Below are 23,327 nucleotides of genomic sequence, written 5' to 3'. Positions count from 1 at the left end.
TGCAAGAAATTTCACGGTATCGGTTTAGGTAGCAGGCGCTGGCGGATCGGCTCGAACTCGGCCGTGGCCTTGCGCGGCAAAGGGTCCGGCGCGGCGTTTTCGATGGCTTGCCAATAACGCCACGGCACCTTGGCCGATCCCAGTTCGTAGTCCATGCCATCCCAACTGTCCTCGCGGAAGCTGTAGAAGGCCCAATGCAATTGCTGGCGATCCAGCACCGCGAGCACATCCTCCAGGTATTGTCGGCACCCGGGCAACCGACGCATGCAGCCAAACTCCCCCACCACAAGGCGCGAACTCGGCAACTTGATCGAATCGGCCCAATCCACCGGCTGTTGCAGATAGCGGGCGACCTGCTCGGCATCCCACTGCCGGGTCTGCCCGGCAAACGGCACAGGCCCCGGATAGGCGAAAGGTTGCTCGCGAGCAAGATTAGGCGCACTGGTGGCGGCATAGGGTTCGTACATGTGCACGCTGTACAGCACACGCTCATCCGCCAACGCCTTGGGCCAGTAGCCGAAGGCATCGGCGGCGGCGTACCAGCCGGCATCGACCATGACCGGCGTCTTGCCGTCGACCTTGCGGATCGCCGCCAGCAACTGCCGATAGAGCGCCGGCAGGTCACGCGCCCCGCCCTGCTCGCGGGCGTACCACTGCTTCATCCGATCGAGGTCGGCGTGCTCGGCCAGGTTTCCCTGTTTCTCTGGAGCGGGCTCGTTGATGAGGTTGTACGCGGCAACAGCCGGGTGGTCCTTGAGGGCCTGGGCAACGTCTCGCCAGAAACGGGCGGACTGGGTCCAGTAACGCTTGTCCTGCCAAAGCCTGTCGTCAAAGCGGTTCTGGTTGTTCTGCGCCCAGCGCATGCCGGGGAGCGACAACGGCGTGATGACCACCTTGAGGCCGGCGGCGTGGGCGCGGTCCAGCACCGCGATGAGCTGCTTCAGGTCGGCGTCGGCCAGGCCCTGGTAATCGTCGGCGTTGCCCAGCAGGAAGTCGCGTTCGGCCGGGTGCCATTTATCGTAGGAGAGGCGTACCCAGCTGGCGCCGTAGCCTTTCAGCGCATCGAAGTAGGCCTGGTCCGGGGGCAGGCGGTTGAAGCTGTTGCCGCCGTGGCGGGGGGTGTTCCAGAAATCGATCAGGTCGGCGGCGGTGGCGGGTATGGCGGCAAGGGCCAGCAGGCTGGCGAGTATCCAGGGGTGCATGGCGGGGTTCCTGATACTTAGAGGAGCGAACGAGGATAGCCGCAATGCTCGGGGATATTTTCCGAGATCCATGCAGGACACGTCCGCTTTCTGTAGGAGCGGCCTTGTGCCGCGAAAGGGCCGCAAAGCGGCCCCGGCGATCATTGCATTAACGCTGAAATCCTGGGGCCGCTAGGCGGCCCTTTCGCGGCACAAGGCCGCTCCTACGCAGGGGAACGTGTCGGCCTGAAGCTATGCGCGTAGTGCCAGGGTAATTACCACCGTCAATTCCAGTAGTTCCAACAGCGCCCCGGCCGTGTCCCCTGTGGTTCCACCCAAGCGACGGCACATCAGCTTACGCAGCCACACGAATACCACCAACGCCGCCAGCAGTGGCCACAGCACCGCCCAGCCTCCCAGCGCCAGTCCGGCCAGCGCAGAAACCAACAATACCCAGATCGCGCCGCGCCGGGGCAGGTGTTCGGCCAGGGCCGCACCCAACCCACCCGCACGCACGTAAGGCGTGCCGAGAAACAGCCCAAGCATCGCCGCCCTTCCCACCACCGGCGCCAGTACCAGCAGGCCGCCAGCGCCCCGCTCGACCAGCACCCACAGCGCGCAGAACTTCAGCAGCAATACCAGCACCAGCGTGACCACGGCAATCGGCCCGCTGCGCGGGTCCTTCATGATCTGCAAGGTGCGCTCGCGATCACCGAAGCCCCCCAGCCATGCGTCGGCGCTGTCAGCCAGGCCGTCCAGGTGCAGCGCGCCGCTGAGCAGCACCCACAGCGCCAGCAGCAAGGCCGCGTGCAAGGGCGCCGCGGTGCCTTGCAGCAGATGGCTGGCCAGCCACAACAACAGGCCGAACAGCAGCCCCACCAGCGGATAGCACAGCAGCGAACGCCCCATCTCGCGAGGCTCCGGCATGCCCGGCAAGCGTACCGGCAAGCTACTGAGGAACTGCAGGGCGATCCAGAACGGCAGCATCTCAACCCACCTCGCGCATCTGGCCGTCGTTCTCCAGCATCAGACGAGCCAGCGTGCCATGCCCGACCTCGACCTGAAGCAATTGCTCACGTGGCAAGCCACGTGCCCGCGCCAGAAGAAGACGCATCACCCCGCCATGGGTGACCATCAGCACGCGCTTGCCTGCGTACGCACGGCGCATGCCCTCGACCGCCGCCAGCACCCGTTCGGCAAAGGCCAGCACCGGCTCGCCGCCCGGCGGGGTGAACGCATACGGGTCATTCCAGAACTGCCCCAGGGCATCGGCGTCAACCTGCATGATCTGCGCGGCGCTTTGCCCTTCCCACTCGCCGAAGTGCAGCTCGCGCACACCGGCCTCGCGCAGCACCGGCAAGTTCAGGCGCGCACCCAGCTCATCGGCGAACGCCGCACAGCGCTGCAACGGCGAACTGACCAGCACATCCCAAGGGCCGGCCTCGGCGACAGCCTGGCGCATCTGCGCCCAGCCAGTCTCGGTCAGGGCGTCGTCGAGGCTGCCGCGCAAGCCGCCACCCAGTTCCGTCTCGCCATGGCGCAGCAGTTCGAGGATCATGCCGGGCGATCCGCCACCGCCGCCTCGGCGAAGGTCGCCATCTGTCCGTGCAGGGCGCAGGCCAGGCGGATCAGCGGCACCGCCAGCGCCGCGCCGCTGCCCTCGCCCAGGCGCAGCCCCAGGACCAGCAGCGGCTCGGCCTCCAGGGCCGCCAGCAGGGCCTTGTGCCCCGGCTCGGCGCCCTGGTGGGCGAACAGCAACCACGGCAGGCACTGTGGATTGAGGCGTACCGCCACCAGGGCGGCGACACTGCAGATGAAGCCATCGACCAGCACTGCCACGCCATGCTGGGCGCACGCCAGGTAGGCACCGGCCAGGGCGGCGATCTCGAAGCCGCCGACACAGGCCAGCGCCTGCAGCGGCTGGTCGGCACGCAGGCCGTGCAGCACCAGGGCACGCTCGATCACCTCGGCCTTGTGCCGCACGCCGGCGCTGTCCAGGCCGGTGCCCGGGCCGCTCAGTTCACGCGCCGGGCAGCCCAGCAACGTACTGGCCAGCGCCGCCGCTGCGGTGGTGTTGCCGATGCCCATTTCGCCGCCGATAAACAGCTGGGCGCCGTTATCGAGTGCGCGCAAGGCGCTGTCGCGACCGGCCTGCAACGCCGCCGCCAATTGCGCGTCGGTCATCGCCGGCTGACGGGCGAAGTTGGCGGTGCCGGGCCCGAGGTTCAGGTGATGGACACCGGGCAGTTGCAGGGTCGGGTCGATGGTACCGAGGTCGACCACCTCCAGTTGAGCATCCAGTTGCCGCGCCAGCACGCTGATCGCCGCGCCACCGCCGACGAAGTTGCGCAGCATCTGCCCGGTCACCGCCTGTGGATAGGCGGAGATGCCCTCCTCCACCACGCCATGGTCACCGGCAAAGACCGTGATGGCGATGCGTTCCAGGCTGGGGCGCTCGCGCCCTTGCAGGCCGGCCAGGTGGATCGCCAGGTCTTCGAGCTGGCCGAGGGAGCCGGCCGGTTTGGTCAGTTGCTGCTGACGGGCGCGGGCCTGGTCCATGGCGGCGGTGTCGAGGGGTTGGCAGGCATCACGCCACCACATCTGGGTCATAGGGCAGGTCCTTTGAGCATGAGAGGGAGGCCGGCCACGGTCAACACCACGCGCTGGCAGCGTTCGGCCACAGCCTGGTGCAGCGTGCCCGCCAGGTCGACGTAGCGACGGGTCAGTTCACCCATGGGCACCACGCCCAGGCCGGTTTCGTTGCTGACCAGGATGACGGTGCCCGGCAACTGCACCAGGCACTCGAGCAGTGCGTCGCGCTCCTGCGCCAAGCGCAGGTCATCCTCGAGCATCAGCAGGTTGGTCAGCCACAGGGTCAGGCAGTCCACCAGCAGACAGCGTCCTTCGGCGGCTTCGGCACGCAGCACATCAGCCAGCGCCACGGGCTCCTCCACCAGCCCCCAATGGGCCGGACGGCGCTCGCGGTGCAGGCGCACGCGTTCATTCATCTCGCCATCCAGCGGCCGGCTGGTGGCGATGTAGGTCACCGACAGGCCGCTGGCCTCGGCCAGTTGCTCGGCCAGGCGGCTCTTGCCCGAACGGGCGCCACCGAGGATCAGGTTGCGCATGTCAGGCGACTCCACACAGTTGGCGCAGGTGCGCGGTATCCAGATGCTGCTCGACCAGATCGGCCAGACGCTCGATATCGCGTTCGCGCAGGGCCTCGTAGTCGATGGTCTGCACATCGGCCAAACCTGCCCAGCGCAGCAGCGCGGCGCACGACTGGCTGCCCTCGAACAGGCCATGCAGGTAGGTGGCGAGGATCTGCCCGTCGGCGCTGATGGCACCGTCGGCGCGGCCATCGGCCAGTTGCACCGCCGGACGCTCCAGCGCCGGTCCCTGTGTGACACCGGCATGTATCTCGTAACCCGACACCGGGCTCTGTTCGAGGTCGAGCGTGCCCGTGACATTGCGCAACTGCTTCTCGGCCTCCAGCACGGTGCTGTAGGCCAGCAGGCCGAGGCCTGCGCTGGAACCGGCGGGCCCTTCCAGGCCCAGCGGATCATGCACCTGCTCGCCGAGCATCTGCAGGCCGCCACAGATGCCGATGAGCTTGCCGCCGTAGCGCAGGTGCCGGGCGATGGCGGTGTCCCAGCCACGCTCGCGCAGTTGCGCCAGGTCGCCACGCACGCTCTTGGAGCCTGGCAGGATGATCAAGTCGGCGGGCGGGATCGGCTGGCCCGGGCCGATGAACTGCAGGTCCACCTGCGGATGCAGGCGCAACGGGTCGAAGTCGGTGTGGTTGCTGATCCGCGGCAGCACCGGGACGATCACCTTGAGCACGCGCTCGCCCTTCGCCCCCTGGCGGGTATCGATACCGTCCTCGGCCTCAAGGTGCAGGTCGGTGACATAGGGCAGCACCCCCAGCACCGGCTTGCCGGTGCGTTGTTCCAGCCAGTCCAGGCCCGGTTGCAGCAAGGCGATGTCGCCACGGAAACGGTTGATGACAAAGCCCTTGACCCGCGCCTGTTCGCTTGCCGACAGCAGCTCCAGGGTGCCGACCAGGTGGGCGAACACGCCGCCCCGGTTGATATCGGCCACCAGGATTACCGGGCAGTCGACCGCCTCGGCAAAGCCCATGTTGGCGATATCGCCGGCCCGCAGGTTGATCTCCGCCGGGGAGCCGGCGCCTTCGACCATCACCACCGGATAGGCTACGCTCAGGCGCTCGTGGGACGCCAGCACCGCCTGCATGGCGATCGCCTTGTAATCGTGGTAGGCGACGGCGTTCATGCTGGTTACCGCGCGGCCATGGACGATCACCTGGGCGCCGGTGTCGCTGTTGGGCTTGAGCAGCACCGGGTTCATGTCGGTGTGCGGCGCCAACCGGCAGGCCTGGGCCTGCACCGCCTGGGCGCGGCCGATCTCGCCGCCGTCGGCGGTCACGGCGCTGTTGAGGGCCATGTTCTGCGGCTTGAACGGCACCACGGCAACGCCCTGGCGCAGCAGCCAGCGGCACAGGGCGGTGACCAGCGTGCTCTTGCCGGCATCGGAGGTGGTGCCTTGCACCATGAGGGTGGTCATGCCGATTCCTTCTGGTAGTCCGCCAGGGCCTGGGCCAGACGTTGTTCGTCCGCCGACGTGGCAGGCAGGCCGAAACGCAGCGCGGGCGGCTGTTCGAACAAGCGCACCAGGATGCCACGGCGGGCGAGAAATTCATGCAGGTGCGCGGCACGCTCATCACGCACGTACTGGAACAGGTCGCAGCCACCGCTGGGTGGCAGGCCTGCACCATCGAGCAAGGTGGCCATACGCTGGCTGGCCTGGGCGCAACGGGCAATCTGTGCCTGGTGCGCCGCGTCGTCGGCAAAACACGCCTGCCCCAGCACACGGGTCGGACCGCTGACGGTCCAGGGCCCGAGTGCCTCGGCCAGGCGTCGCAGCACATCCACCTGGGCGACGACAAACCCCAGCCGCACGCCGGCCAGGCCGAAGAACTTGCCGAACGAGCGCAACACGATCAAGCCCGGTTGCCCGGCATGCTCGACCACGCTGTGTTCGGGCGTGTTGTCCATGAAGGCTTCGTCCACCAGCAGCCAGCTACCGCGCTCGGCCAGGCGCGTATGCCAGGCCAGCAGGCGTTCGCGGGTCACCCGGCGGCCAGTGGGGTTGTTAGGGTTGACCAGCACCAGGACGTCGAGGCTGTCGAGCACGTCCTCGACCTTGCTCTCGTCCAGTTCGACCAACGTGTGCCCTGCCCGTGCCCAGGCATGCGGGTGCTCGGCATAGCACGGCGACAGGACCCCGACCCGCCCGCTCGGGCGCAGGTACGGCAAGGCCTGGATCGCCGCCTGGGAGCCGGCCACCGCCAGCAACGGCTGCGCGCCGTAGTACTGCCGCGCCGCCGCCTCCAGGCCATCCTCGGTCTCCGGCAGGCGGGCCCAGGCCTCCAGCGGAATCGGCGGTATCGGGTAAGGCCATGGCGCGATACCGCTGGACAGGTCGAGCCACTGCTCCCGAGGGATGGCGTACTGTTTCACCGCCCGCAGCAGGCGGCCACCGTGTTCAAGCATTCAGATAGGCTCCCACGCAGATCAACAGCACCCACAGCCACACGCCGCGCTGCACCAGGCTCCAGCCGCGCTCGATGGCATCGGCGTCGGCCATTGGCCCTTCACCCAGGCGCGGCCGTTCGTGCAACTCGCCGTGATACACCGCCGGGCCGCCCAGCTCCACGCCCAGCGCACCGGCCCCCGCCGCCATCACCGGGCCGGCGTTGGGGCTGTCCCACAGCGGCGCCTGGCTGCGCCAGCAGGCCAGGGCCAGGCGGGTCTTGCCCAGCAGCGCATAGGTCAGCGCCACCAGCCTGGCGGGAATATAGTTCAGGCCATCGTCGATGCGCGCCGCGCACCAGCCAAAGCGCTCGAAGCGCTCGTTGCGATAGCCCCACATCGCGTCCAGGGTATTGCTCAGGCGATACAGCACCACCCCCGGCGCGCCGGCCACGACGAACCAGAACAGCGCGGCGAACACCGCGTCGCTGCCGTTCTCCAACACCGACTCAGTAGCCGCCCGGGCCACGGCGGGCTCGTCCAGCTCGCGGGTCTCGCGGCTGACCAGGTAACCGACGCGCCGCCGCGCCTCGGCCAGGTCGCCCTGGCGCAGCGCCTGGGCCACCGGCAGCACATGCTCGCCCAGGCTGCGCAGGCCCAGGGCGCAGTACAGCGCCAGCACATCCACCAGCCAGCCGATATACGGCAGCCACGACAGGATCAGCGCCAGCAGAGTCAGCGGCACCACGGCCAGGAACCACGCGGTAACGCCATGGCTGCGCCAGCCGCGCCCGCCGGCGTTGAAACGTTGTTCCAGGCGCGAGGCGAAGTTGCCGAAACCCACCAGCGGATGACGTCGACGCGGCTCGCCCAGCAGCGCATCCAGGGCCACGCCCGCCACGGTCAGCAAGGCCACGCTCATGGACGCTCTCCCCAATGGTTTTCGTACAGCATCTCGCTCAAGGGCCGTTGCTCGGCCCAGTCTTCCAGTACCAGCATCGGTGCCGGATAAAATTCGGTCACCGGCCCCAGGCACAGCACCGCCATGGGCTTGGCGCCGGCGGGCATGCCCAGTAGCTCGGCCAGGGCCTCGGGGTCGAACAGCGACACCCAGCCCATGCCCAGCCCTTCGGCACGCGCCGCCAGCCACAGGTTCTGGATGGCGCAGGCCAGCGAGGCCAGGTCCATCTCGGGCAAGGTGCGGCGACCGAAGACGTGCGCCTCGCGCTTGTCCATCAACGCCGCCACCAGCACTTCGGCGCAGTCGTTGATGCCTTCGACCTTGAGCTTCATGAATTCATCGGAGCGCTCGCCCAGGGCCTCGGCGGTGCGTACCCGCTCCTGCTCCACCAGCGCCTGGATCCGCTCGCGCAATGCACGCTGGCTGATCCGGATGAAGCGCCACGGCTGCATCAGGCCCACGCTGGGTGCCTGATGGGCGGCGGCGAGCAGGCGCCCGAGCAACTCGGGGGCCACCTCGCCCCCGGCGAAATGGCGCATATCGCGGCGTTCGCCAATGGCCCGGTAGATGGCCTGGCGTTCGGCTTCACTGTAGGCGTGTCGGCTCATGGTCGCAGCAGCGCCGCCGCCGCATCGGGGTTGGAGGGAAAATAGAAGTGCACGTAGGAGGCGGTCAGGCGCCCCAGGCGATAGACCGCCTCGTTGCCCCGCCCACCGTTGGGGCTCAGGCCACGGGCGATCGGCGCCAGCTCGGTGCTGGTCAGCGAATGGTGGTAGGTGTGGCCACGCAGGGTGCCTTCAGGCAGTTCGACCGCCTGCAGGGCCAGGGCCGCCAGGCGCTTCTGCATGGTTGCCTCGCCCGGCAGCAGGCCCAGCAGCGCGGCGCGCTCGCCCGCCACGTCGGTCAGTGCGTCGAGCAGGTAGAGCATGCCACCGCACTCGGCCAGCAGCGGCTTGCCGGCGGCATGATGGGCGCGGATCGCCTCCAGCATCGGCGCGTTGGCGGCCAGGGCCTGGTGATGCAGCTCAGGGTAGCCGCCGGGCAGGTAGAGGCTGTCCACCACGGGAAGCTCGCGATCATGCACCGGCGAGAAGAACTCCAGCTGCGCACCGAGGCCGCGCAGCAGGTCGAGGTTGGCACCGTAGGTGAACGCAAAGGCTTCGTCGCGGGCCACGCCGATGCGCACCCCGGTCAGCGACGAGGTCACGCTCACCGGCTCAGGCCCGGCAAAACTGACCGGTGGCGGCAACGCGGCATCGCAGCTGGCACCGAGCGCTTCGGCGGCAGCGTCCAGTCGAGCATCCAGATCGTTCAACTCGCTGGCCTGGACCAGGCCGAGGTGGCGGCTGGGCAGCTCGATGCCGCGCTCGCGGGACAACCCGCCGTACCAGCGCAGGCCTTCGGTCAGGCTGCCTTCGAGCAGTTGCGCATGGCGCAGGCTGCCGACCCGGTTGGCCAGCACCCCGGCGAACGGCAGGTCGGGCTGGTAGCGCGCCAGGCCCAGGGCCAGGGCGCCGAAGGTCTGGGCCATGGCCGTGCCGTCGATCACCGCCAGCACCGGCACGCCGAAGTGGCGTGCCAGGTCGGCGCTTGACGGGGTACCGTCGAACAGGCCCATCACGCCTTCGATCAGGATCAGGTCGGCCTCGCCCGCCGCTTCCCACAACAGGCGACGACTTTCCTCGGCGCCAATCATCCACAGGTCGAGCTGGTAGACCGGCGCGCCGCTGGCGCGCTCCAGGATCATCGGATCGAGAAAGTCAGGCCCGCACTTGAACACCCGCACCTTACGCCCGAGGTTGCGGTGCAGGCGAGCCAGGGCGGCGGTGACCGTGGTCTTGCCTTGGCCCGAGGCCGGGGCCGCGATCAGCACGGCGGGACACTGGCGCGACTCACTCACAGTTCGACGCCCTTCTGCGCGCGGATACCGGCCTGGAAGGCGTGCTTGAGCATGCCCATCTCGGTGACGGTGTCGGCCAGTTCGATCATTTCCGGCTTGGCGGCGCGACCGGTGACGATCACATGCTGCATCGGTGGACGGGCCTGGATATCCGAAAGCACCTGATCGAGGTCCAGGTAGCCATGCTTGAGGGCGATATTCAGCTCATCGAGCACGACGAACTGGATCGACGGGTCCTGCAGCAACTGCCGCGACACCGCCCAGGCGGCTTCGGCGGCGGCGATGTCACGCTGACGGTCCTGGGTTTCCCAGGTGAAGCCCTCGCCCATCACGTGGTAGCGCACCTGCTCGGGGAAACGACGGAAGAACAGCTCCTCGCCGGTACTGTTGCGGCCCTTGATGAACTGCACCACGCCGCATTGCATGCCGTGGCCCAGGGCGCGGGCGAGCATGCCGAAGGCCGAGCTGCTCTTGCCCTTGCCATTGCCGGTCAGCACCAGCAGCAGGCCGCATTCGTTGGGGGAATTGGCGATGCGCTCGTCGATGATCGCCTTCTTGCGCTGCATGCGCGCCAGGTGACGTTCGTCGCGTTCGATGGATTCGCTCATCAGGGGTCTCCGCAGGCTGTCGCGGCGGCGGCGACAGATAAAAGGCAGGCAGACGAGGAGCGCGCAGGGGGCATGGCAACGGCCACATCGCACCGCGCATCACCCTCCGTGATGCCGTTTGGCAGTGACAGGCCGGTCTCCGGGCTCATGAGCGGGCGCAGGCCCTGGCCACGCGCCTTCCCGGACTTGGAAATCCAGTGGCCTTGCGTAACCGTCGACTCATCTACCGTTGCGGGGGCAGCGCCGGGCTCGCGCCTGCTGGCGCCCACCGGCTTCCCAGTTTCACCCTGCCGAACCGCGGCTCGCAGGGCACCTGAAACACGCCGCGAAGGTTAGAGGGTTGAATCGGGAGCGTCAATCGAACGAGGGCCGATCTGGCCTGGATCAATGGCCGATCCGCCAGCTTGTGCCACACTCAAAGCAGTGATATCACATAGCCACCATTTTATCGGCTGACCTCGATCACAATGACAAGGAGAGCGCAGCATGCAAGGCCTGATCATCAACAACCCGCGCCTGGAGTTCCTGCGCCCGGCCCTGGAACGCTGGGTCGACTGCATCGACCGCTTCAACCAGCTGCAGGGCGACAACGAGGCACCCTACTGGCACGGCACCGCCGCCAACGTCGGCCTGCTCGCCGCCGCCGCCTGGCAGGGTGAGCTGGTGGCGCTGGAACGGCACATGAGCAAGAAGCAGCGCGACGAGGGCGAGCGCGATGGGCGCTGCGACCTGTCGATCAGCAGCGCCGAGGAGTCGCTGTACCTGCACGCCGGCCAGCGCTGGCCACGCATCGCCCGCCTCGACCTGACAGCAGCCCTGCAGGAAACCGCCGCCCTGGCCAAGCCGATCGCCTATGGCAGCCAGCTCAAGGCCGGGGCGCTGTTCGTCACGCCATGGAAGGCCGGCCAGCATGCCAGCCCCGAGGAACTGCAGGACCTGGTGGACGACCTGCAAAAGCACACGGCCTGCGCGATAGCCTGGTACTTCCCGTATGCCTACCGCAAGCTGCATAACGAACTGGGACAGTACTATCCCGGGGTGGCATTGCTGCTCAAGCAGGCTTGATCGGCGCCGCCTCAGTTGGCAGCGGCAGCCGGCGGGTCGACGGGAAAGAAACGCTCTGCCAGCCCAGGCGTCCTGAATCGCACCTTGTAGGCCTGTTCGTCGAACAACAGGCCTGTGCGCAGATCGTAGACCGGCCCGACAGCAGGCTTGGGCACCTGCTGGAGCGTGACATGGACGAAGCGATAGTGCTCACCGTAGACCTGCTCCAGGTTGTCGATCCGGAAGTAGTGGCCCGGCAGGAACAGGGTCTCCCCTTCGTCCCAGTAAAGCGAGAATGCGCTGATCGGCGTGCCCTCCTGGTAACGCCCTAGGGGCAGCTCGAACACCACCGACGTGTCGTCGAACACCCCCGGCAGGTGACCGGGTGCATTGACCGAAGGTTGCGAGGCGAACTCGGCGACCTTGTAGGGATTCTCGGTAAACGAGGTCAGGTCGGTATTGACCAGCACATCGCCAACCCGTATCCGGCCATTGCGATAGTGTTCGCCACTGGTGCCACGCGAAGCATGCCCGCCACGATACAGGCTCACCTCACTGCTCTCGGGCAGTTGCTCCAGGGTATCGGCCAGCTTGGCGATGTAGTCATCCTCGTCGCCATAGCGGTACGTGCCTGAGCGGAACACATCGTTCACCCTCGACTCGTCGCTGGTGTAGTACTCGATCAACGAATTGAAGTACTCGCGATCGTAACGGTAGGAATACTGGACAACGCCCTCCCTCCGCACGCAATCCAGGCCATGCTCGTCCAGCTCGGGAACCTGGTCGCGCGCCAGGCGTGGAATAGGCTGGGGCTCCAGCAATGCCTTCTGGCGGTGCAAGGCATTGGCGGAAAACGCCTTGGCCCGCGCGTCATCCACCACCACGTGGCGGTTCCAGAAGCGCGAGGTGGCGCTGGGCATGCCTTCGACGACGGGAGGCGCGCCACCGGCCAGCCGCGGCGGCACCAGCAGCTCCCATTCGTTGCTGTCGCTCAGACGTACCGGATACAGGGGGCCGAAGGCAAAGGGATTGTGCGCGGGCACCACCTGCCAGACCCGCAGTTCATGGTTGTAGCGCACCCGGTAGGACAGGCCGTTGAGCACGATCCAGCAGCTGCCGTGCGCATCGACCCTGATACCCCGCAAGCGCCCGCTGCCTTGCAGCTCGCCCCTCGGCAACGCGTTGCTCTCTCGCCCTTCCACCGGCAGCGTGGCGGTCTGCGCCACCTGCCAGCGCTCCAGGTGCACATCCATTTCGCCGGCCGGCGTTTCATAGGCCAATGAGGCAAAGCTCGACTGAAACCCCAGATCGACCATGTTCAAGGCGGCAAACAGGCTGTCGAGCATGGCATCGCGCAGGGCGCTCTTGCGGCTCTGCTCATCCGCGGCATGCAACGCCGCATCGATGTCCAGGCCCACCTTGCCCAGGCTTGCCCCCAGCAGCATCAGGGTCATTGGCCAGCCGAGCGGGGCAAAGCCGCCGAACACCTTGATGAATACCGACAGGTAACCGCTCCACATCGCCTTGCGCAGGTCGGCATTACCCAGCATCGCCGCGGCGTTGTCATTCATCTCGCCGGTGGCCTGGCTGGCCAGGTAGGTGAAGATATCGTCGCTGATCGGCCTTTTCAGGTAACCGAGCAACACCCGTGCCGCTTGCTCGCTCGCACTGTTGGCGATGCTTAGCAGGTGGGTCCTCACCGAGTGGGCGCGCGCGGGATCGCGGGCATCGGTGTGCGCCGCCTTGACGTAGCTGGCCAGGGTGTCGGCATCCTGCAACTGTTCACGCAGCCAGCCCGCCATGGCCTGCTCGGAGTCGAAGCTCTTGAACGCGTCGCTCGCCCAAGGGCGGTACAGCAGCGTCCGCCCCGTGTCGGTCGCAAAGCTGTAGAGGCAACCACGATCGCCGCGATCGAGCACGTAGCGACAGGCCGAAAACGGGTGCGTGGTGCTGGCCTGTTTCAGCTTGTCCAGGGTCGGCAGCACGCCGCCCTGCAGGCCGTCGGCGACCATCGACCGCAGCAGCGCCCAGTCGCTTCGACTGATACGTCCGGCCCGCACCGCGCCCGCCCCCTGTCCCAGCAGGTTGACCTTGGCCAGTACGCGAAAATGCTGCGAGTAGGTGTTCCAGAAGCGGCTGATCGCGCTGCGGTAGGCAACGGCGAAGTCCAACGCCCAGAGATCCTCCTGGACCTTGCTGGCAAGCATTGGCACTTCATTGCGTTCGTCGAAACAATCGGCTTGCCGACCCTGGCGGTAGAAACCACCGTACAGGTCGAGTTCGTCGGTCGCTTCCTGGAAATGCGCATCGAAGCGCTTGATCACCAGCTCGACCAGGTGCATCGACTTCAGCGGCGGGCCGCTGTGCTGCCAGCCGGTGAAACTGCGCTGACTGGAACTGGCGGTGGCGAACTGGTGCCACCAGATGAACCGTGGATCGATCGGCTTGCCCGTGTGCTTGAGCACGATGCGTTGCGCATGCTGGGAGGCCAGCACATAGGGGTCGGGGTATTCGCGAATGATCTCGTCGACCAGGCGCACCAGTGGCCGCCCCGCATCCAACGCCTCGAGACTGCGCTCCACGCGCTCCTTGATACTGCTCATGCTCCACTCCCGGGATGTCGTTGTCGGACGGACATCCTGGCTCGACGGGAAATGGCAGACGCGGTAGAAGATTGTCGCAGCACCCGCGAAGGCGGTGGATCCTATGACGCGATTGCGGGTAAATCCGCTCCCACAGGCTTAATGAAGCAGCATCAAGGATTCTGCGCCAGGTGGCCCGGCGGCAGTACGCGCTTGGCCTGGAGGTAGGCCTTGGCCCAGTAGCTGTTGGACAGGTAGTCCAGGCGCACGGTCCCGCCCGTCGACGGCGCGTGCACGAAGCGCCCTTCACCGACGTAGATGCCGGCGTGGCTGACCTGCGAACCGCCGCTGGTGGCGAAGAACACCAGATCGCCCGACTGCAGCGCATTGATATCCACGTTCGGCGCGCGCATGACGATCATCTCGCGGGTCGAGCGCGGCAGGCTGATACCCGCCGCGTCACGGTAGACGTAGCCGATCAGGCCGCTGCAATCGAACCCGGCATCCGGCGTGTTGCCCCCCCAGCGATACGGGGTGCCCACCAGGCCGATGGCGCGGAACAGCACATCGTCCGCCGCCGGCGATGAAGGCGCCTGATTGAACACCATCGGCTGTTTGGGCATGGGCGCCGGCGCAGGTGCACGGCTGGAACAGGCCGCGAGCAGGGCCAGCAGGGAGAGGAATGCGAAGCGCGCCAACATCGCCATGATGCGAACGTCCTGTCAGGAACCCTGCGGCCACGGCCGAAGGTCGAAAAGAGTTGAGAATTTAGATTAGACGCTTTCTGTAAATGCGCACGGCGGCGAGCTTTTCAGCTACGCCGCCGTGCGAGATTACAGCATTTTGATATCAAATCAATTGCGCGAGATCGTGGTCGGCGCCATGGCGAGCGCGCGTTTGGCCTCGATGAAGGTCTTGCTCCAGTAGCGATCGCCCAGGCTGTCGATGCGCACGCCACCGCTGCGGCGGCTGCTGGAGTGGATGAACTGGTTGTCACCCAGGTAGATGCCGGCATGGCTGACGCGGCCACGGCCGTTGGTGCTGAAGAACAGCAGGTCGCCGGGCTTGAGCTTGTTGCGGGCGACCTTGGGCGCGTCGACGTTGATCATCTCGCGGGTCGAGCGTGGCAGGTTCATGCCCGCCTCTTCGCGGAACAGGTAGCCGATGAAGCCGCTGCAATCGAAGCCGGACTTCTCGGAGGTGCCGCCGAAGCGGTAGCGGGTACCGATCAGGGCCATGCCGCGTTCGAGAATGCTGTCGGCCAGCACAGGCAGCTGGTACGGCTTACTGTTGCTGGAGAAGGCCTCGAGGTCGTCTTCGCTGGCCAGTTCTTCCTCGGTGAATACGGAAGAGGCGGAAGCCTTGGCCTTGACCGATTGCTCGGCGGCCACGCGGTGATCCTGCGAGGGTGCGACCGGGCCGGTGGAGGCGCAGCCGTAAAGTAGGGTGACAAGTGCAAGTGGCACGAGGGGTGCGAAGCGCTTCAGCATGGGCACGACCGTGTCTGTAGTCCTTTAGAAGGGGGAAACTATGCCTTCTATCGGACCCATTTGCAAATTTTATCGAAAAAGATGTGACTTTTCCGTTTTGACGCTCTGGCACCGCGTTCCCAAGGTCACCAGCCTAGGGTTTCCTTGAGGAACGGGATGGTCAGTTTGCGCTGGGCCTGCAGGGAAGCCTGGTCGAGGCGCTCGAGCAGGTCGAACAGCGCGCTCATGCTGCGCGTGCCGCGGGTGAGGATGAAGTGACCGACCTCGTCGGTCAGGTGCAGCCCGCGGCGCGAGGCACGCAGTTGCAGGGCACGCAGTTTGTCCTCGTCGGACATCCCGCGCATCTGGAAGATCAGTGCCAGGGTCAGCCGCGATTTCAAGTCTGCCAGCTTGATCGGCAGCTCCCGTGGCGAACTGGACGCTGCCAGCAGCAAGCGCCGGCCGCTGTCGCGCAGGCGGTTGAACAGGTGGAACATGGCCTCTTCCCAGTCCGCCTTGCCGGCAATCACATGCAGGTCGTCGATGCACACCAGTTCGTACTGTTCAAGGCGGTCAAGCAGTTCGACGCCGCGATCGAGCAGTTGCGCCAGGGGCAGGTAGACGGCGGGCTCACCCAACTGCTGGAAACGGTGGGTGGCGGCCTGCAACAGATGGGTACGGCCCACGCCCTGTTTGCCCCACAGGTAGATGAGGCTCTCGGTCCAGCCGGCATCGGCTTCGCACAGCCGCTCGACATAGCCCAGTGCCGCGGCATTGGCGCCGGGGTAGTAGTTGATGAAGGTGGCGTCGTCGCGCAGACGCACACCCAGGGGCAACTGGATCGGTTTCATGCTCGCGGGCGGTCGCGGGGACCACAGGGGGCCTTTGATTAACAGTGTGCAAAGTCTATACCCGCAGCGCGGACGGCACAATCGGCGAGGGGAATAGCGCAAGTAAAATCAATTAGTTGCAGTAATTTCTGGCGCAGCCAATAACCTGTGGGAGCGGGTTTACCCGCGATCACCCGCAAGGCGGGTGCCAGCCACCGCGGCGCCTGCTTCGCGGGTAAACCCGCTCCCACAGCCAGGGGATCACCCGCACGCACAAAATTGCATTAAAGCTCCGGGTCGATCTCCCCGGCATACATGTCCGATTCCTTGTACAGGTCATGCACATGCCGCAGCAGCACCATGATCACCGCCGCCACCGGCAACGCCAGCAACACTCCGGTGAAACCAAACAGCTCACCGCCGGCCAGGATCGCGAAGATCACCGCCACCGGGTGCAGGCCGATGCGGTCGCCTACCAGCAGCGGCGTCAGCACCATGCCTTCGAGGGCCTGCCCGACCATGAACACCGCAACGATGCCCAGCATCGGGTAAAGCTCGCCGCCGAACTGGAACAACCCGGCGACCAGCGCCGCGCCGATGCCGATGATGAAGCCCATGTACGGCACGATCGCCGCCAGCCCCGCGAGCATGCCGATCAGCAGGCCCAGCTCCAGGCCCACCAGCATCAGGCCGCTGGAATAGATGACGCCCAGCGCCAGCATCACCAGCAACTGCCCACGCACGAACGCCCCCAGCACCTCGTGGCACTCGCCGGCCAGCCCCACCACCTGCGGCTCGCGCTGGCGCGGCAGCAGGCTGCGCAGCTTGGCCATCATCAGGTCCCAGTCGCGCAGCAGGTAGAAGCCCACCACCGGGATCAGCACCAGGTTGGCCAGCCAGCCGATCAGCGCCAGGCTCGAGGCGGTGGCCTGGGACAACAGCACGCCGACGATGTCGGTGGTCTGGCCCATATGCTCGCCGATGGCGGCCTTGATCTTGTCGAACTTCCAGAAGCCATCGGCCAGGCCCAGGCGGCTCTGCACCCAGGGCAGTGCCACATGCTGCAACCAGTCGAGCATCTGCGGCGCCAGCTCGTACAGGCGCAGCAACTGCTTGGCCAGCATCGGCACCAGCACCAGCAGCAAGGCCAGGAAGATCAGGGTGAACAGGCTGAACACCACCACCACGCCCCAGGTGCGTGAAAGGCCGAGCCGCTCCAGGCGATCCACCAGCGGGTCGGCCAGGTAGGCCAGCAGGATGCCCACCAGGAACGGCGAGAGGATGTTGTGCAAAAAGTACAGCAGCACGGCGACCACAAAAGCCGCGCCAAACCAGATCCAGCGACGCATATCAATCATTCAAGTATTCCTTACCAGCGAAAACGCAGGCCGTCGAACGGCTTGGCGGCGGTGGCCGGCGGCGTTGCGCCGGCCGGTTCCTGGATGCTCGGCGCAGGCGTGGCGGGAGCAGGCTCGGCGGGCAGCTCCTGGAGCTTGGCCAGGCTCAACTGCGCGCGCAGCTGTTCGCGATTGCCGCTGACGCGGTAGGTCAGGGTGCCACCATCGGCCATCTGCAGCCGCGCGCCATAAGGCTCGAGCACCCGGCTCAGCTCGGCGTAGCGTTGCAGGTTCATGCCCTGGACCTGCACCTGCAGGTCGCTGCTGGCGCCGGGACGGGTGACGTAACGCGGCGCCAGGCGATTGCTCACCGCCAGCAACACGGCATCGGCCAGGGCCGACTGGTCGGCGCCCTCGGCGCTGCCCTGCTCGCGCTGATCGCCCAGCCACAGCTGCCACTTGCCCTGCCACTTGCCGTCGGCCTCATGGGCGTGTACCGCCAGCAGCGCATCGGCGCCATAGCGTTCGGAGGCCTCGCGCAGCGGTGCCGGGTCGTTGCCTTCGAGCAGCTTGGCATTGGCCACCAGTTGCTCCTGCAGGTCGGCCAACGGCAGGCGCAGGGGCAGGCCACGGTGCTGGGCGGCCCGACGCAGGGGTTCGGCGACGGCCTGGCCATCGCCGACCAGGTTGCTGCCCTCGACGCTGTCATTCAGCCACCAGCCAAGGATCGACGGCCGGTTGCTGCCCCACAGCGCCAGGCCAGCCTGGCGCAGGGCGCGCTCGGTGCTGCCGGGGTCGAATTCGACCAGCACCGACTCCGGCGGCCCGGCTTCGGTGCCGACCTGGTTGATGATCTGCTGCGGGTCCTTGCGCAGCGCGGCCAGTGCCGGGTTCTGCGCCGCCTTGGCATCGCCGGTCAGGCGCAGCACCAGGGTATCCAGGGCCTTGCCGGTGGCCTGGGCGCGGGCTTCGCTGCCCTGCCCTTCGACCGGTTCGCGCACCTGATACAAGCCGGAGACGGTTTCGGCCTGGGCGACGGTGCCGGCCACAGCCAGGCAGGCGCCCGCGAGGAAATTGAGAAGACGCATTGAGGATTCCTGTCCAGATGACCTTGGGGCGACACGCCCTTGCCTGTCGGCTGTGACCGCGCAACCACGGAAAATGCTCCGCGTTGCCGGCCCGTTACGTGGGTCGCCATGCCTATACCTTATACAGGCACCGGCGCGGCAACCAGTCGCACGGGGTGAAACACGGTTTTTTGCCCAGATTTCCCGCCTGCCCGTCGGCCTGAGGATGGCCGCCTTGGGGCAACCCTGATAAAATCGCGCGCCTTCGCAGACCAGTGACGTACAGGCAGCCGCCGTTTCTGAAACCGGCCTTGGCCGTCCCGGTCGTTTTTCTGAATCCCTCCCTCCTAAAGGCCTGGATCAATGAGCAAGCAACCCTCCCTGAGCTACAAAGACGCCGGTGTAGACATCGACGCCGGCGAAGCACTGGTCGAACGCATCAAGGGCGTCGCCAAGCGCACCGCACGTCCTGAAGTCATGGGTGGCCTGGGCGGCTTCGGCGCCCTCTGCGAGATCCCGGCCGGCTACAAGCAGCCGGTGCTGGTCTCCGGCACCGACGGCGTCGGCACCAAGCTGCGCCTGGCGCTGAACCTGAACAAGCACGACAGCATCGGCCAGGACCTGGTCGCCATGTGCGTCAACGACCTGGTGGTGTGCGGCGCCGAGCCGCTGTTCTTCCTCGACTACTACGCCACCGGCAAGCTCAACGTCGACGTGGCCGCCACCGTGGTCACCGGCATCGGCGCCGGTTGCGAACTGGCCGGTTGCTCGCTGGTCGGTGGTGAAACCGCCGAGATGCCAGGCATGTACGAAGGCGAAGACTACGACCTGGCTGGCTTCTGCGTCGGCGTGGTGGAAAAGGCCGAGATCATCGACGGCTCGAAAGTGGTCACCGGCGACGCCCTGATCGCCCTGCCGTCCTCCGGCCCGCACTCCAACGGCTACTCGCTGATCCGCAAGATCCTCGAGGTTTCCGGCACCGACATCGACAACACCCAGCTCGACGGCAAGCCGCTGGCCGACCTGCTGATGGCGCCGACCCGCATCTACGTCAAGCCGCTGCTGCAGCTGATCAAGCAGACCGGCGCGGTCAAGGCCATGGCCCACATCACCGGCGGCGGCCTGCTGGACAACATCCCGCGCGTGCTGCCAAAAGGCGCCCAGGCCGTGGTCGACGTGGCCAGCTGGCAGCGCCCGGCGGTGTTCGACTTCCTGCAGGAAAAAGGCAACGTCGACGAGCATGAAATGCACCGCGTGCTGAACTGCGGCGTGGGCATGGTCATCTGCGTGGCCCAGGACCAGGTCGAAAGCGCCCTGAACGTGCTGCGCGCCGAAGGCGAGCAACCGTGGGTGATCGGCCGTATCGACGTGGCCGCCGAAGGCGCCGCCCAGGTCGAGCTGCAGAACCTCAAGGCACACTGATGCCCTGCAATGTAGTCGTGTTGCTGTCGGGCTCCGGCAGCAACCTGCAGGCACTGATCGACAGCAACAGCGCCAGCGACAGCCCGGCACGCATCCGCGCGGTCATCTCGAACCGTGCCGATGCCTATGGCCTCGAGCGCGCCAAGGGCGCCGGCATCGAAACCGCCGTGTTGTCGCACACCGGTTTCGACGGGCGTGAAGCCTTCGACGCGGCGCTGATGGCGCTGATCGATGGCTTCCAGCCCGACCTGGTGGTGCTGGCCGGTTTCATGCGCATCCTCAGTGGCGATTTCGTGCGCCACTACCAGGGCCGCCTGCTGAACATCCATCCGTCACTGTTGCCGAAGTACAAAGGCCTGCACACCCACCAGCGCGCGCTGGAAGCGGGTGACGCCGAGCACGGCTGCAGCGTGCACTTCGTCACCGAGGAACTCGATGGCGGGCCTCTGGTCGTACAGGCTGTGGTACCCGTGGCAACGGATGACACCGCGCAGACGCTCGCCCAGCGTGTGCATCTGCAGGAACACCAGATCTACCCGCTGGCGGTGCGCTGGTTCGCCGAAGGACGCTTGCGTCTGGGCGAACAGGGTGCATTACTGGATGGCCAGCCGCTGGCGGCCAGCGGTCACTTGATTCGATCCTAGGAGAATTTATGCGTCGCGCCCTGCTCTTGGCTCTCGCCGTGCTCGCCCTGCCCCTCCAGGCAGCTGATCTGAAGCCTTTCGCGGCCAGCTACACCGCCGACTGGAAACAGCTGCCGATGAGCGGCACCGCCGCACGCAGCCTGGAAAAGAACGCCAACGGCACCTGGAGCCTGAACTTCAAGGCTTCGATGATGATCGCCAGCCTGACCGAGCAAAGCACCCTCAAGTTCGAGAACGACACCCTGCTGCCGCAGCAGTATCACTTCGAACGCGGCGGCCTGGGCAAGGCGAAGAAGGTCGACCTGAACTTCGACTGGGCCGGCAAGAAGATCACCGGCAGCGACCGTGGCGACGCCATCAACCTGCCGCTCAACCGCGGCGTGCTGGACAAGTCGTCCTACCAGCTGGCCCTGCAGCATGACGTGGCCGCCGGCAAGAAGAGCATGACCTACCAGGTGGTCGACGGTGACGAGATCGACACCTACGACTTCCGCGTGCTGGGCACCGAAAAAGTGACCACCAAGACCGGCCAGGTCGACGCGATCAAGGTCGAGCGCGTGCGCGACCCGAGCCAGAGCAAGCGCATCACCGAGCTGTGGTTCGCCAAGGACTGGGACTACCTGCTGGTCCAGCTGCGCCAGGTCGAGACCGATGGCAAGGAGTACGTGATCGTGCTGCAGGATGGCACGGTCGATGGCAAGGCGGTCAAGGGTAACTGATCGTCAAGCCTGCAATGCCCGAAGCCCCGCCCTGTGCGGGGCTTTTTTTTGCTGCTGTCCGCCCTCCCCTGTGTAGGAGCGGCCTTGTGCCGCGAAAGGGCCGCAAAGCGGCCCCGGCAATTTCTGCGTCGGTGCTGACATCCTGGGGCTGCTGCGCAGCCCTTTCGCGGCACAAGGCCGCTCCTACATGAAACTTGTTTCATCGCTGTTTTATTTACTTAGCCTGCTAACAAATTCTATAAAGAAGGCCTGCGACACAGTGCCGCAGCCAACCAAGCAGTGGAGTTTGACGATGACAGTCCAAGTAACCGAACGCGACGAATCGAAAATGTCCCACGAAGGCCAGGCCGCTGGCCTGCGGATCTGGGACGTGCATCAGCAAGGCCAACTGGTCGGCATGTTCCATGACGAGCAACAGGCTCACCAGTACCGCATGGAGCTGGAATGCCTCGAGCGCCAACGCCCGGCGCAGTGACCCGGCCCTGCAATAAAAAACCCCGCCAAGGCGGGGTTTTTCGTGCTTACCACATCAGATCGTCTGGGATCTTGTAGGCCGCGTAAGGATCGTCCTCGTCCGCTTCCTCGACATGGGTGTTGAGCAGCAGGATACGGTTGGGGTCGCGCTCCTGGATCTTCACTGCCGCCTCGCGCGGGATCACTTCGTAGCCGCCACCATGGGCGACGATGGCCAGCGCGCCATTGCTCAGCTTGCTGCGCATCAGGGCGTTGACGGCGATGCGCTTGACCTTCTTGTCATCGACGAAGTTGTAGTAATCCTCGGTGGTCAGCTTGGGCAGCCGGGTCGCTTCGATCAGTTGCTTGACCTGCGCGGCACGGGCCTTCTGCTCGGCCTTTTCCTGGACCTGGCGGTTCAGCTCCTGGTCCTTCTTGGCCTTCTCGGCCTGGGCTTCCCTGGCCAGGCGCTGCTGGCTGTCGTCCACCTCGACCTGGCCCTTGTGTTCCAGGCGTTTCTGTTTCTTCTCGGCTTTGTTGGTCTGCGAGACCTGTTTCTGGTTGACCAGGCCGGCTTTGAGCAATTGGTCGCGAAGGGAAAGGCTCATGGGTGTTCACTCACTTATGCATCGGCTCAGCCGCAGCTGGGCAGGTTCTTTTCCTGACGCTTGGCCTCGCCCCATAAGGCGTCCAGCTCGTCGAGGGTACGATCTTGAATGTTCAGGCCCTGCTCGCGCAATGCCTGTTCGATAAAACGGAAACGGCGCTCGAATTTACGGTTGGCGCGGCGCAAGGCGTTTTCCGGGTCGTGCTTGAGGTGCTGGGCCAGGTTGACGGTGGCGAACAGCAGGTCGCCCAGCTCGTCCTCCAGCGCCTCGCTGTCTCCATCGGCCATGGCCTGCAGCACTTCGTCGAGCTCCTCGCGGACCTTGTCCAGCACCGGCAACGCCTCGGGCCAGTCGAAGCCGACCGTGGCGGCGCGCTTCTGCAGTTTGGCGGCGCGAGACAGCGCGGGCAAGGCCGCGGGCACGTCGTCGAGCAGCGACAACTGCTCGGGCTCGCTCTTTTCGGCACGCTCCTCGGCCTTGATCTCCTCCCAGCGCGACTTGACCTGGGCCTCGTCGAGCTTGGGTGTGTCCAACGGTGCGTACAGCTCGCCGGTGGGGAATACATGGGGATGGCGGCGGATCAGCTTGCGGGTGATCGAATCGACCACGCCATCGAACTCGAAGCGCCCTTCCTCGCGGGCCAGCTGGCTGTAGTAGACCACCTGGAACAACAGGTCCCCCAGCTCGCCCTGCAGGTGCTCGAAGTCGCCGCGCTCGATGGTGTCGGCGACTTCGTAGGCTTCCTCGAGGGTGTGCGGGACGATACTGGCGTAGTCCTGCTTGAGGTCCCAGGGGCAGCCATATTGCGGATCGCGCAGGCGGGCCATGAGGTGCAGCAGGTCTTCAAGGGTGTAGGTCATGGGTTGTCCTTACCGGCCTCATCGCGGGGCAAGCCCGCTCCCACGCTGACGGTACAACAGCGTGGGAGCGGGCTTGCCCCGCGATAGCAG

Annotated in this window: 24 protein-coding genes and 1 riboswitch; of the genes, 5 read left to right on the top strand and 19 right to left on the bottom strand. The window is 66.2% G+C overall.

Features of this window, described 5'->3' with window-relative positions; all coding sequences use genetic code 11:
• Nucleotides 1-11: 11 nt before the first annotated feature.
• From PRtIB026_RS09955 to cobO, 11 genes are all read right to left on the bottom strand, one after another.
• Nucleotides 12-1,136, bottom strand: coding sequence for a glycoside hydrolase family 5 protein (locus PRtIB026_RS09955; RefSeq protein ID WP_420713660.1), 1,125 nt, complete (start codon nucleotides 1,134-1,136; stop codon nucleotides 12-14).
• A gap of 297 nt (nucleotides 1,137-1,433) precedes the next feature.
• Nucleotides 1,434-2,168, bottom strand: coding sequence for an adenosylcobinamide-GDP ribazoletransferase (locus tag PRtIB026_RS09950; RefSeq protein WP_203647675.1), 735 nt, complete (start codon nucleotides 2,166-2,168; stop codon nucleotides 1,434-1,436).
• A gap of 1 nt (nucleotide 2,169) precedes the next feature.
• Complete coding sequence (gene cobC, locus PRtIB026_RS09945) at nucleotides 2,170-2,739, bottom strand: alpha-ribazole phosphatase family protein (protein ID WP_203647676.1); 570 nt, start codon at nucleotides 2,737-2,739, stop codon at nucleotides 2,170-2,172.
• Nucleotides 2,736-3,791 (bottom strand): nicotinate-nucleotide--dimethylbenzimidazole phosphoribosyltransferase, encoded by a 1,056-nt coding sequence (gene cobT, locus PRtIB026_RS09940; RefSeq protein WP_203647677.1) that lies wholly within the window; start codon nucleotides 3,789-3,791, stop codon nucleotides 2,736-2,738. The genes cobC and cobT overlap by 4 nt, the downstream gene beginning before the upstream one ends.
• Complete coding sequence (cobU, locus tag PRtIB026_RS09935; protein WP_203647678.1) at nucleotides 3,788-4,309, bottom strand: bifunctional adenosylcobinamide kinase/adenosylcobinamide-phosphate guanylyltransferase; 522 nt, start codon at nucleotides 4,307-4,309, stop codon at nucleotides 3,788-3,790. The genes cobT and cobU overlap by 4 nt, the downstream gene beginning before the upstream one ends.
• 1 nt (nucleotide 4,310) lies before the next feature.
• The gene (locus PRtIB026_RS09930; RefSeq protein WP_203647679.1) at nucleotides 4,311-5,765 is read right to left on the bottom strand and encodes a cobyric acid synthase; all 1,455 of its coding nucleotides are present in this window, start codon (nucleotides 5,763-5,765) and stop codon (nucleotides 4,311-4,313) included.
• Nucleotides 5,762-6,754, bottom strand: a complete 993-nt coding sequence (gene cobD / locus PRtIB026_RS09925; protein WP_203647680.1) for a threonine-phosphate decarboxylase CobD — start codon at nucleotides 6,752-6,754, stop codon at nucleotides 5,762-5,764. Before cobD ends, PRtIB026_RS09930 begins: the two co-directional genes overlap by 4 nt.
• The gene (cbiB, locus tag PRtIB026_RS09920; RefSeq protein WP_203647681.1) at nucleotides 6,747-7,655 is read right to left on the bottom strand and encodes an adenosylcobinamide-phosphate synthase CbiB; all 909 of its coding nucleotides are present in this window, start codon (nucleotides 7,653-7,655) and stop codon (nucleotides 6,747-6,749) included. The genes cobD and cbiB overlap by 8 nt, the downstream gene beginning before the upstream one ends.
• Entirely contained in the window at nucleotides 7,652-8,302 is a 651-nt protein-coding gene (bluB, locus tag PRtIB026_RS09915; protein ID WP_028690901.1) for a 5,6-dimethylbenzimidazole synthase, read from the bottom strand. The genes cbiB and bluB overlap by 4 nt, the downstream gene beginning before the upstream one ends.
• Nucleotides 8,299-9,594: a cobyrinate a,c-diamide synthase gene (locus PRtIB026_RS09910; RefSeq protein WP_203647682.1), complete on the bottom strand. Its 1,296-nt coding sequence runs from the start codon at nucleotides 9,592-9,594 to the stop codon at nucleotides 8,299-8,301. Before PRtIB026_RS09910 ends, bluB begins: the two co-directional genes overlap by 4 nt.
• Nucleotides 9,591-10,202 carry a cob(I)yrinic acid a,c-diamide adenosyltransferase gene (gene cobO, locus PRtIB026_RS09905; protein WP_028690903.1) on the bottom strand — a complete coding sequence of 204 codons (612 nt, stop codon included), beginning with the start codon at nucleotides 10,200-10,202 and terminating at the stop codon, nucleotides 9,591-9,593. Before cobO ends, PRtIB026_RS09910 begins: the two co-directional genes overlap by 4 nt.
• 112 nt (nucleotides 10,203-10,314) lie before the next feature.
• A riboswitch (cobalamin riboswitch) is annotated at nucleotides 10,315-10,534 on the bottom strand.
• A 154-nt stretch (nucleotides 10,535-10,688) separates the two neighbouring features.
• Between cobO and PRtIB026_RS09900 the strand changes: the two genes are divergently transcribed.
• Nucleotides 10,689-11,267 carry a hypothetical protein gene (locus tag PRtIB026_RS09900; protein ID WP_203647683.1) on the top strand — a complete coding sequence of 193 codons (579 nt, stop codon included), beginning with the start codon at nucleotides 10,689-10,691 and terminating at the stop codon, nucleotides 11,265-11,267.
• An 11-nt stretch (nucleotides 11,268-11,278) separates the two neighbouring features.
• Here the strand turns inward: PRtIB026_RS09900 and PRtIB026_RS09895 are convergent, their stop codons facing one another.
• The 6 genes from PRtIB026_RS09895 to PRtIB026_RS09870 form a co-directional block, all read right to left on the bottom strand.
• Nucleotides 11,279-13,849 (bottom strand): dermonecrotic toxin domain-containing protein, encoded by a 2,571-nt coding sequence (locus PRtIB026_RS09895; RefSeq protein ID WP_203647684.1) that lies wholly within the window; start codon nucleotides 13,847-13,849, stop codon nucleotides 11,279-11,281.
• A gap of 152 nt (nucleotides 13,850-14,001) precedes the next feature.
• The gene (locus PRtIB026_RS09890; protein ID WP_232856710.1) at nucleotides 14,002-14,535 is read right to left on the bottom strand and encodes a C40 family peptidase; all 534 of its coding nucleotides are present in this window, start codon (nucleotides 14,533-14,535) and stop codon (nucleotides 14,002-14,004) included.
• A 147-nt stretch (nucleotides 14,536-14,682) separates the two neighbouring features.
• The gene (locus PRtIB026_RS09885; protein ID WP_110736398.1) at nucleotides 14,683-15,318 is read right to left on the bottom strand and encodes a C40 family peptidase; all 636 of its coding nucleotides are present in this window, start codon (nucleotides 15,316-15,318) and stop codon (nucleotides 14,683-14,685) included.
• 125 nt (nucleotides 15,319-15,443) lie between these two features.
• Nucleotides 15,444-16,148 (bottom strand): DnaA regulatory inactivator Hda, encoded by a 705-nt coding sequence (gene hda, locus PRtIB026_RS09880; RefSeq protein ID WP_203647685.1) that lies wholly within the window; start codon nucleotides 16,146-16,148, stop codon nucleotides 15,444-15,446.
• 263 nt (nucleotides 16,149-16,411) lie between these two features.
• Nucleotides 16,412-17,485, bottom strand: coding sequence for an AI-2E family transporter (locus tag PRtIB026_RS09875; protein ID WP_203647686.1), 1,074 nt, complete (start codon nucleotides 17,483-17,485; stop codon nucleotides 16,412-16,414).
• An 11-nt stretch (nucleotides 17,486-17,496) separates the two neighbouring features.
• Complete coding sequence (locus PRtIB026_RS09870; protein WP_203647687.1) at nucleotides 17,497-18,552, bottom strand: DUF2066 domain-containing protein; 1,056 nt, start codon at nucleotides 18,550-18,552, stop codon at nucleotides 17,497-17,499.
• A 342-nt stretch (nucleotides 18,553-18,894) separates the two neighbouring features.
• On the opposite strand from PRtIB026_RS09870, the gene purM reads away from it, so the two are divergent.
• From purM to PRtIB026_RS09850, 4 genes are all read left to right on the top strand, one after another.
• Nucleotides 18,895-19,953 (top strand): phosphoribosylformylglycinamidine cyclo-ligase, encoded by a 1,059-nt coding sequence (gene purM / locus PRtIB026_RS09865; protein ID WP_203647688.1) that lies wholly within the window; start codon nucleotides 18,895-18,897, stop codon nucleotides 19,951-19,953.
• Complete coding sequence (gene purN, locus PRtIB026_RS09860; protein ID WP_203647689.1) at nucleotides 19,953-20,597, top strand: phosphoribosylglycinamide formyltransferase; 645 nt, start codon at nucleotides 19,953-19,955, stop codon at nucleotides 20,595-20,597. Before purM ends, purN begins: the two co-directional genes overlap by 1 nt.
• Nucleotides 20,598-20,605: 8 nt before the next feature.
• Nucleotides 20,606-21,316 (top strand): DUF3108 domain-containing protein, encoded by a 711-nt coding sequence (locus PRtIB026_RS09855; RefSeq protein ID WP_050704538.1) that lies wholly within the window; start codon nucleotides 20,606-20,608, stop codon nucleotides 21,314-21,316.
• Nucleotides 21,317-21,608: 292 nt separating this feature from the next.
• Complete coding sequence (locus PRtIB026_RS09850; protein ID WP_203647690.1) at nucleotides 21,609-21,791, top strand: hypothetical protein; 183 nt, start codon at nucleotides 21,609-21,611, stop codon at nucleotides 21,789-21,791.
• A 46-nt stretch (nucleotides 21,792-21,837) separates the two neighbouring features.
• Here the strand turns inward: PRtIB026_RS09850 and PRtIB026_RS09845 are convergent, their stop codons facing one another.
• Together PRtIB026_RS09845 and mazG are read right to left on the bottom strand one after the other, a co-directional pair.
• Complete coding sequence (locus tag PRtIB026_RS09845; protein ID WP_203647691.1) at nucleotides 21,838-22,377, bottom strand: DUF2058 domain-containing protein; 540 nt, start codon at nucleotides 22,375-22,377, stop codon at nucleotides 21,838-21,840.
• 26 nt (nucleotides 22,378-22,403) lie between these two features.
• On the bottom strand, nucleotides 22,404-23,237 hold the full coding sequence (gene mazG / locus PRtIB026_RS09840) for a nucleoside triphosphate pyrophosphohydrolase (RefSeq protein ID WP_203647692.1): 834 nt from the start codon (nucleotides 23,235-23,237) through the stop codon (nucleotides 22,404-22,406).
• Between the last annotated feature and the right edge of the window lie 90 nt (nucleotides 23,238-23,327).

It is taken from the genome of Pseudomonas sp. RtIB026 (assembly GCF_016861355.2).
In the GTDB taxonomy this organism is placed as follows: Bacteria; Pseudomonadota; Gammaproteobacteria; order Pseudomonadales; family Pseudomonadaceae; genus Aquipseudomonas; species Aquipseudomonas peradeniyensis.
The sequence above is the reverse complement of the archived record's forward strand: the minus strand, read 5'-3'. Positions and strand labels throughout refer to the sequence as shown.

What these genes read in the sequence shown, in the direction of transcription:
- cobT (WP_203647677.1), bottom strand. Translation starts at nt 3,791, where the DNA reads ATGACCCAGATGTGGTGGCGTGATGCCTGCCAACCCCTCGACACCGCC.
- hda (WP_203647685.1), bottom strand. Translation starts at nt 16,148, where the DNA reads ATGAAACCGATCCAGTTGCCCCTGGGTGTGCGTCTGCGCGACGACGCC.
- PRtIB026_RS09895 (WP_203647684.1), bottom strand. Translation starts at nt 13,849, where the DNA reads ATGAGCAGTATCAAGGAGCGCGTGGAGCGCAGTCTCGAGGCGTTGGAT.
- cobU (WP_203647678.1), bottom strand. Translation starts at nt 4,309, where the DNA reads ATGCGCAACCTGATCCTCGGTGGCGCCCGTTCGGGCAAGAGCCGCCTG.
- PRtIB026_RS09855 (WP_050704538.1), top strand. Translation starts at nt 20,606, where the DNA reads ATGCGTCGCGCCCTGCTCTTGGCTCTCGCCGTGCTCGCCCTGCCCCTC.
- PRtIB026_RS09850 (WP_203647690.1), top strand. Translation starts at nt 21,609, where the DNA reads ATGACAGTCCAAGTAACCGAACGCGACGAATCGAAAATGTCCCACGAA.
- PRtIB026_RS09900 (WP_203647683.1), top strand. Translation starts at nt 10,689, where the DNA reads ATGCAAGGCCTGATCATCAACAACCCGCGCCTGGAGTTCCTGCGCCCG.
- PRtIB026_RS09930 (WP_203647679.1), bottom strand. Translation starts at nt 5,765, where the DNA reads ATGACCACCCTCATGGTGCAAGGCACCACCTCCGATGCCGGCAAGAGC.
- cobD (WP_203647680.1), bottom strand. Translation starts at nt 6,754, where the DNA reads ATGCTTGAACACGGTGGCCGCCTGCTGCGGGCGGTGAAACAGTACGCC.
- purM (WP_203647688.1), top strand. Translation starts at nt 18,895, where the DNA reads ATGAGCAAGCAACCCTCCCTGAGCTACAAAGACGCCGGTGTAGACATC.
- purN (WP_203647689.1), top strand. Translation starts at nt 19,953, where the DNA reads ATGCCCTGCAATGTAGTCGTGTTGCTGTCGGGCTCCGGCAGCAACCTG.
- PRtIB026_RS09875 (WP_203647686.1), bottom strand. Translation starts at nt 17,485, where the DNA reads ATGATTGATATGCGTCGCTGGATCTGGTTTGGCGCGGCTTTTGTGGTC.
- PRtIB026_RS09890 (WP_232856710.1), bottom strand. Translation starts at nt 14,535, where the DNA reads ATGGCGATGTTGGCGCGCTTCGCATTCCTCTCCCTGCTGGCCCTGCTC.
- PRtIB026_RS09845 (WP_203647691.1), bottom strand. Translation starts at nt 22,377, where the DNA reads ATGAGCCTTTCCCTTCGCGACCAATTGCTCAAAGCCGGCCTGGTCAAC.
- cbiB (WP_203647681.1), bottom strand. Translation starts at nt 7,655, where the DNA reads ATGAGCGTGGCCTTGCTGACCGTGGCGGGCGTGGCCCTGGATGCGCTG.
- mazG (WP_203647692.1), bottom strand. Translation starts at nt 23,237, where the DNA reads ATGACCTACACCCTTGAAGACCTGCTGCACCTCATGGCCCGCCTGCGC.
- cobC (WP_203647676.1), bottom strand. Translation starts at nt 2,739, where the DNA reads ATGATCCTCGAACTGCTGCGCCATGGCGAGACGGAACTGGGTGGCGGC.
- bluB (WP_028690901.1), bottom strand. Translation starts at nt 8,302, where the DNA reads ATGAGCCGACACGCCTACAGTGAAGCCGAACGCCAGGCCATCTACCGG.
- PRtIB026_RS09885 (WP_110736398.1), bottom strand. Translation starts at nt 15,318, where the DNA reads ATGCTGAAGCGCTTCGCACCCCTCGTGCCACTTGCACTTGTCACCCTA.
- PRtIB026_RS09950 (WP_203647675.1), bottom strand. Translation starts at nt 2,168, where the DNA reads ATGCTGCCGTTCTGGATCGCCCTGCAGTTCCTCAGTAGCTTGCCGGTA.
- PRtIB026_RS09870 (WP_203647687.1), bottom strand. Translation starts at nt 18,552, where the DNA reads ATGCGTCTTCTCAATTTCCTCGCGGGCGCCTGCCTGGCTGTGGCCGGC.
- cobO (WP_028690903.1), bottom strand. Translation starts at nt 10,202, where the DNA reads ATGAGCGAATCCATCGAACGCGACGAACGTCACCTGGCGCGCATGCAG.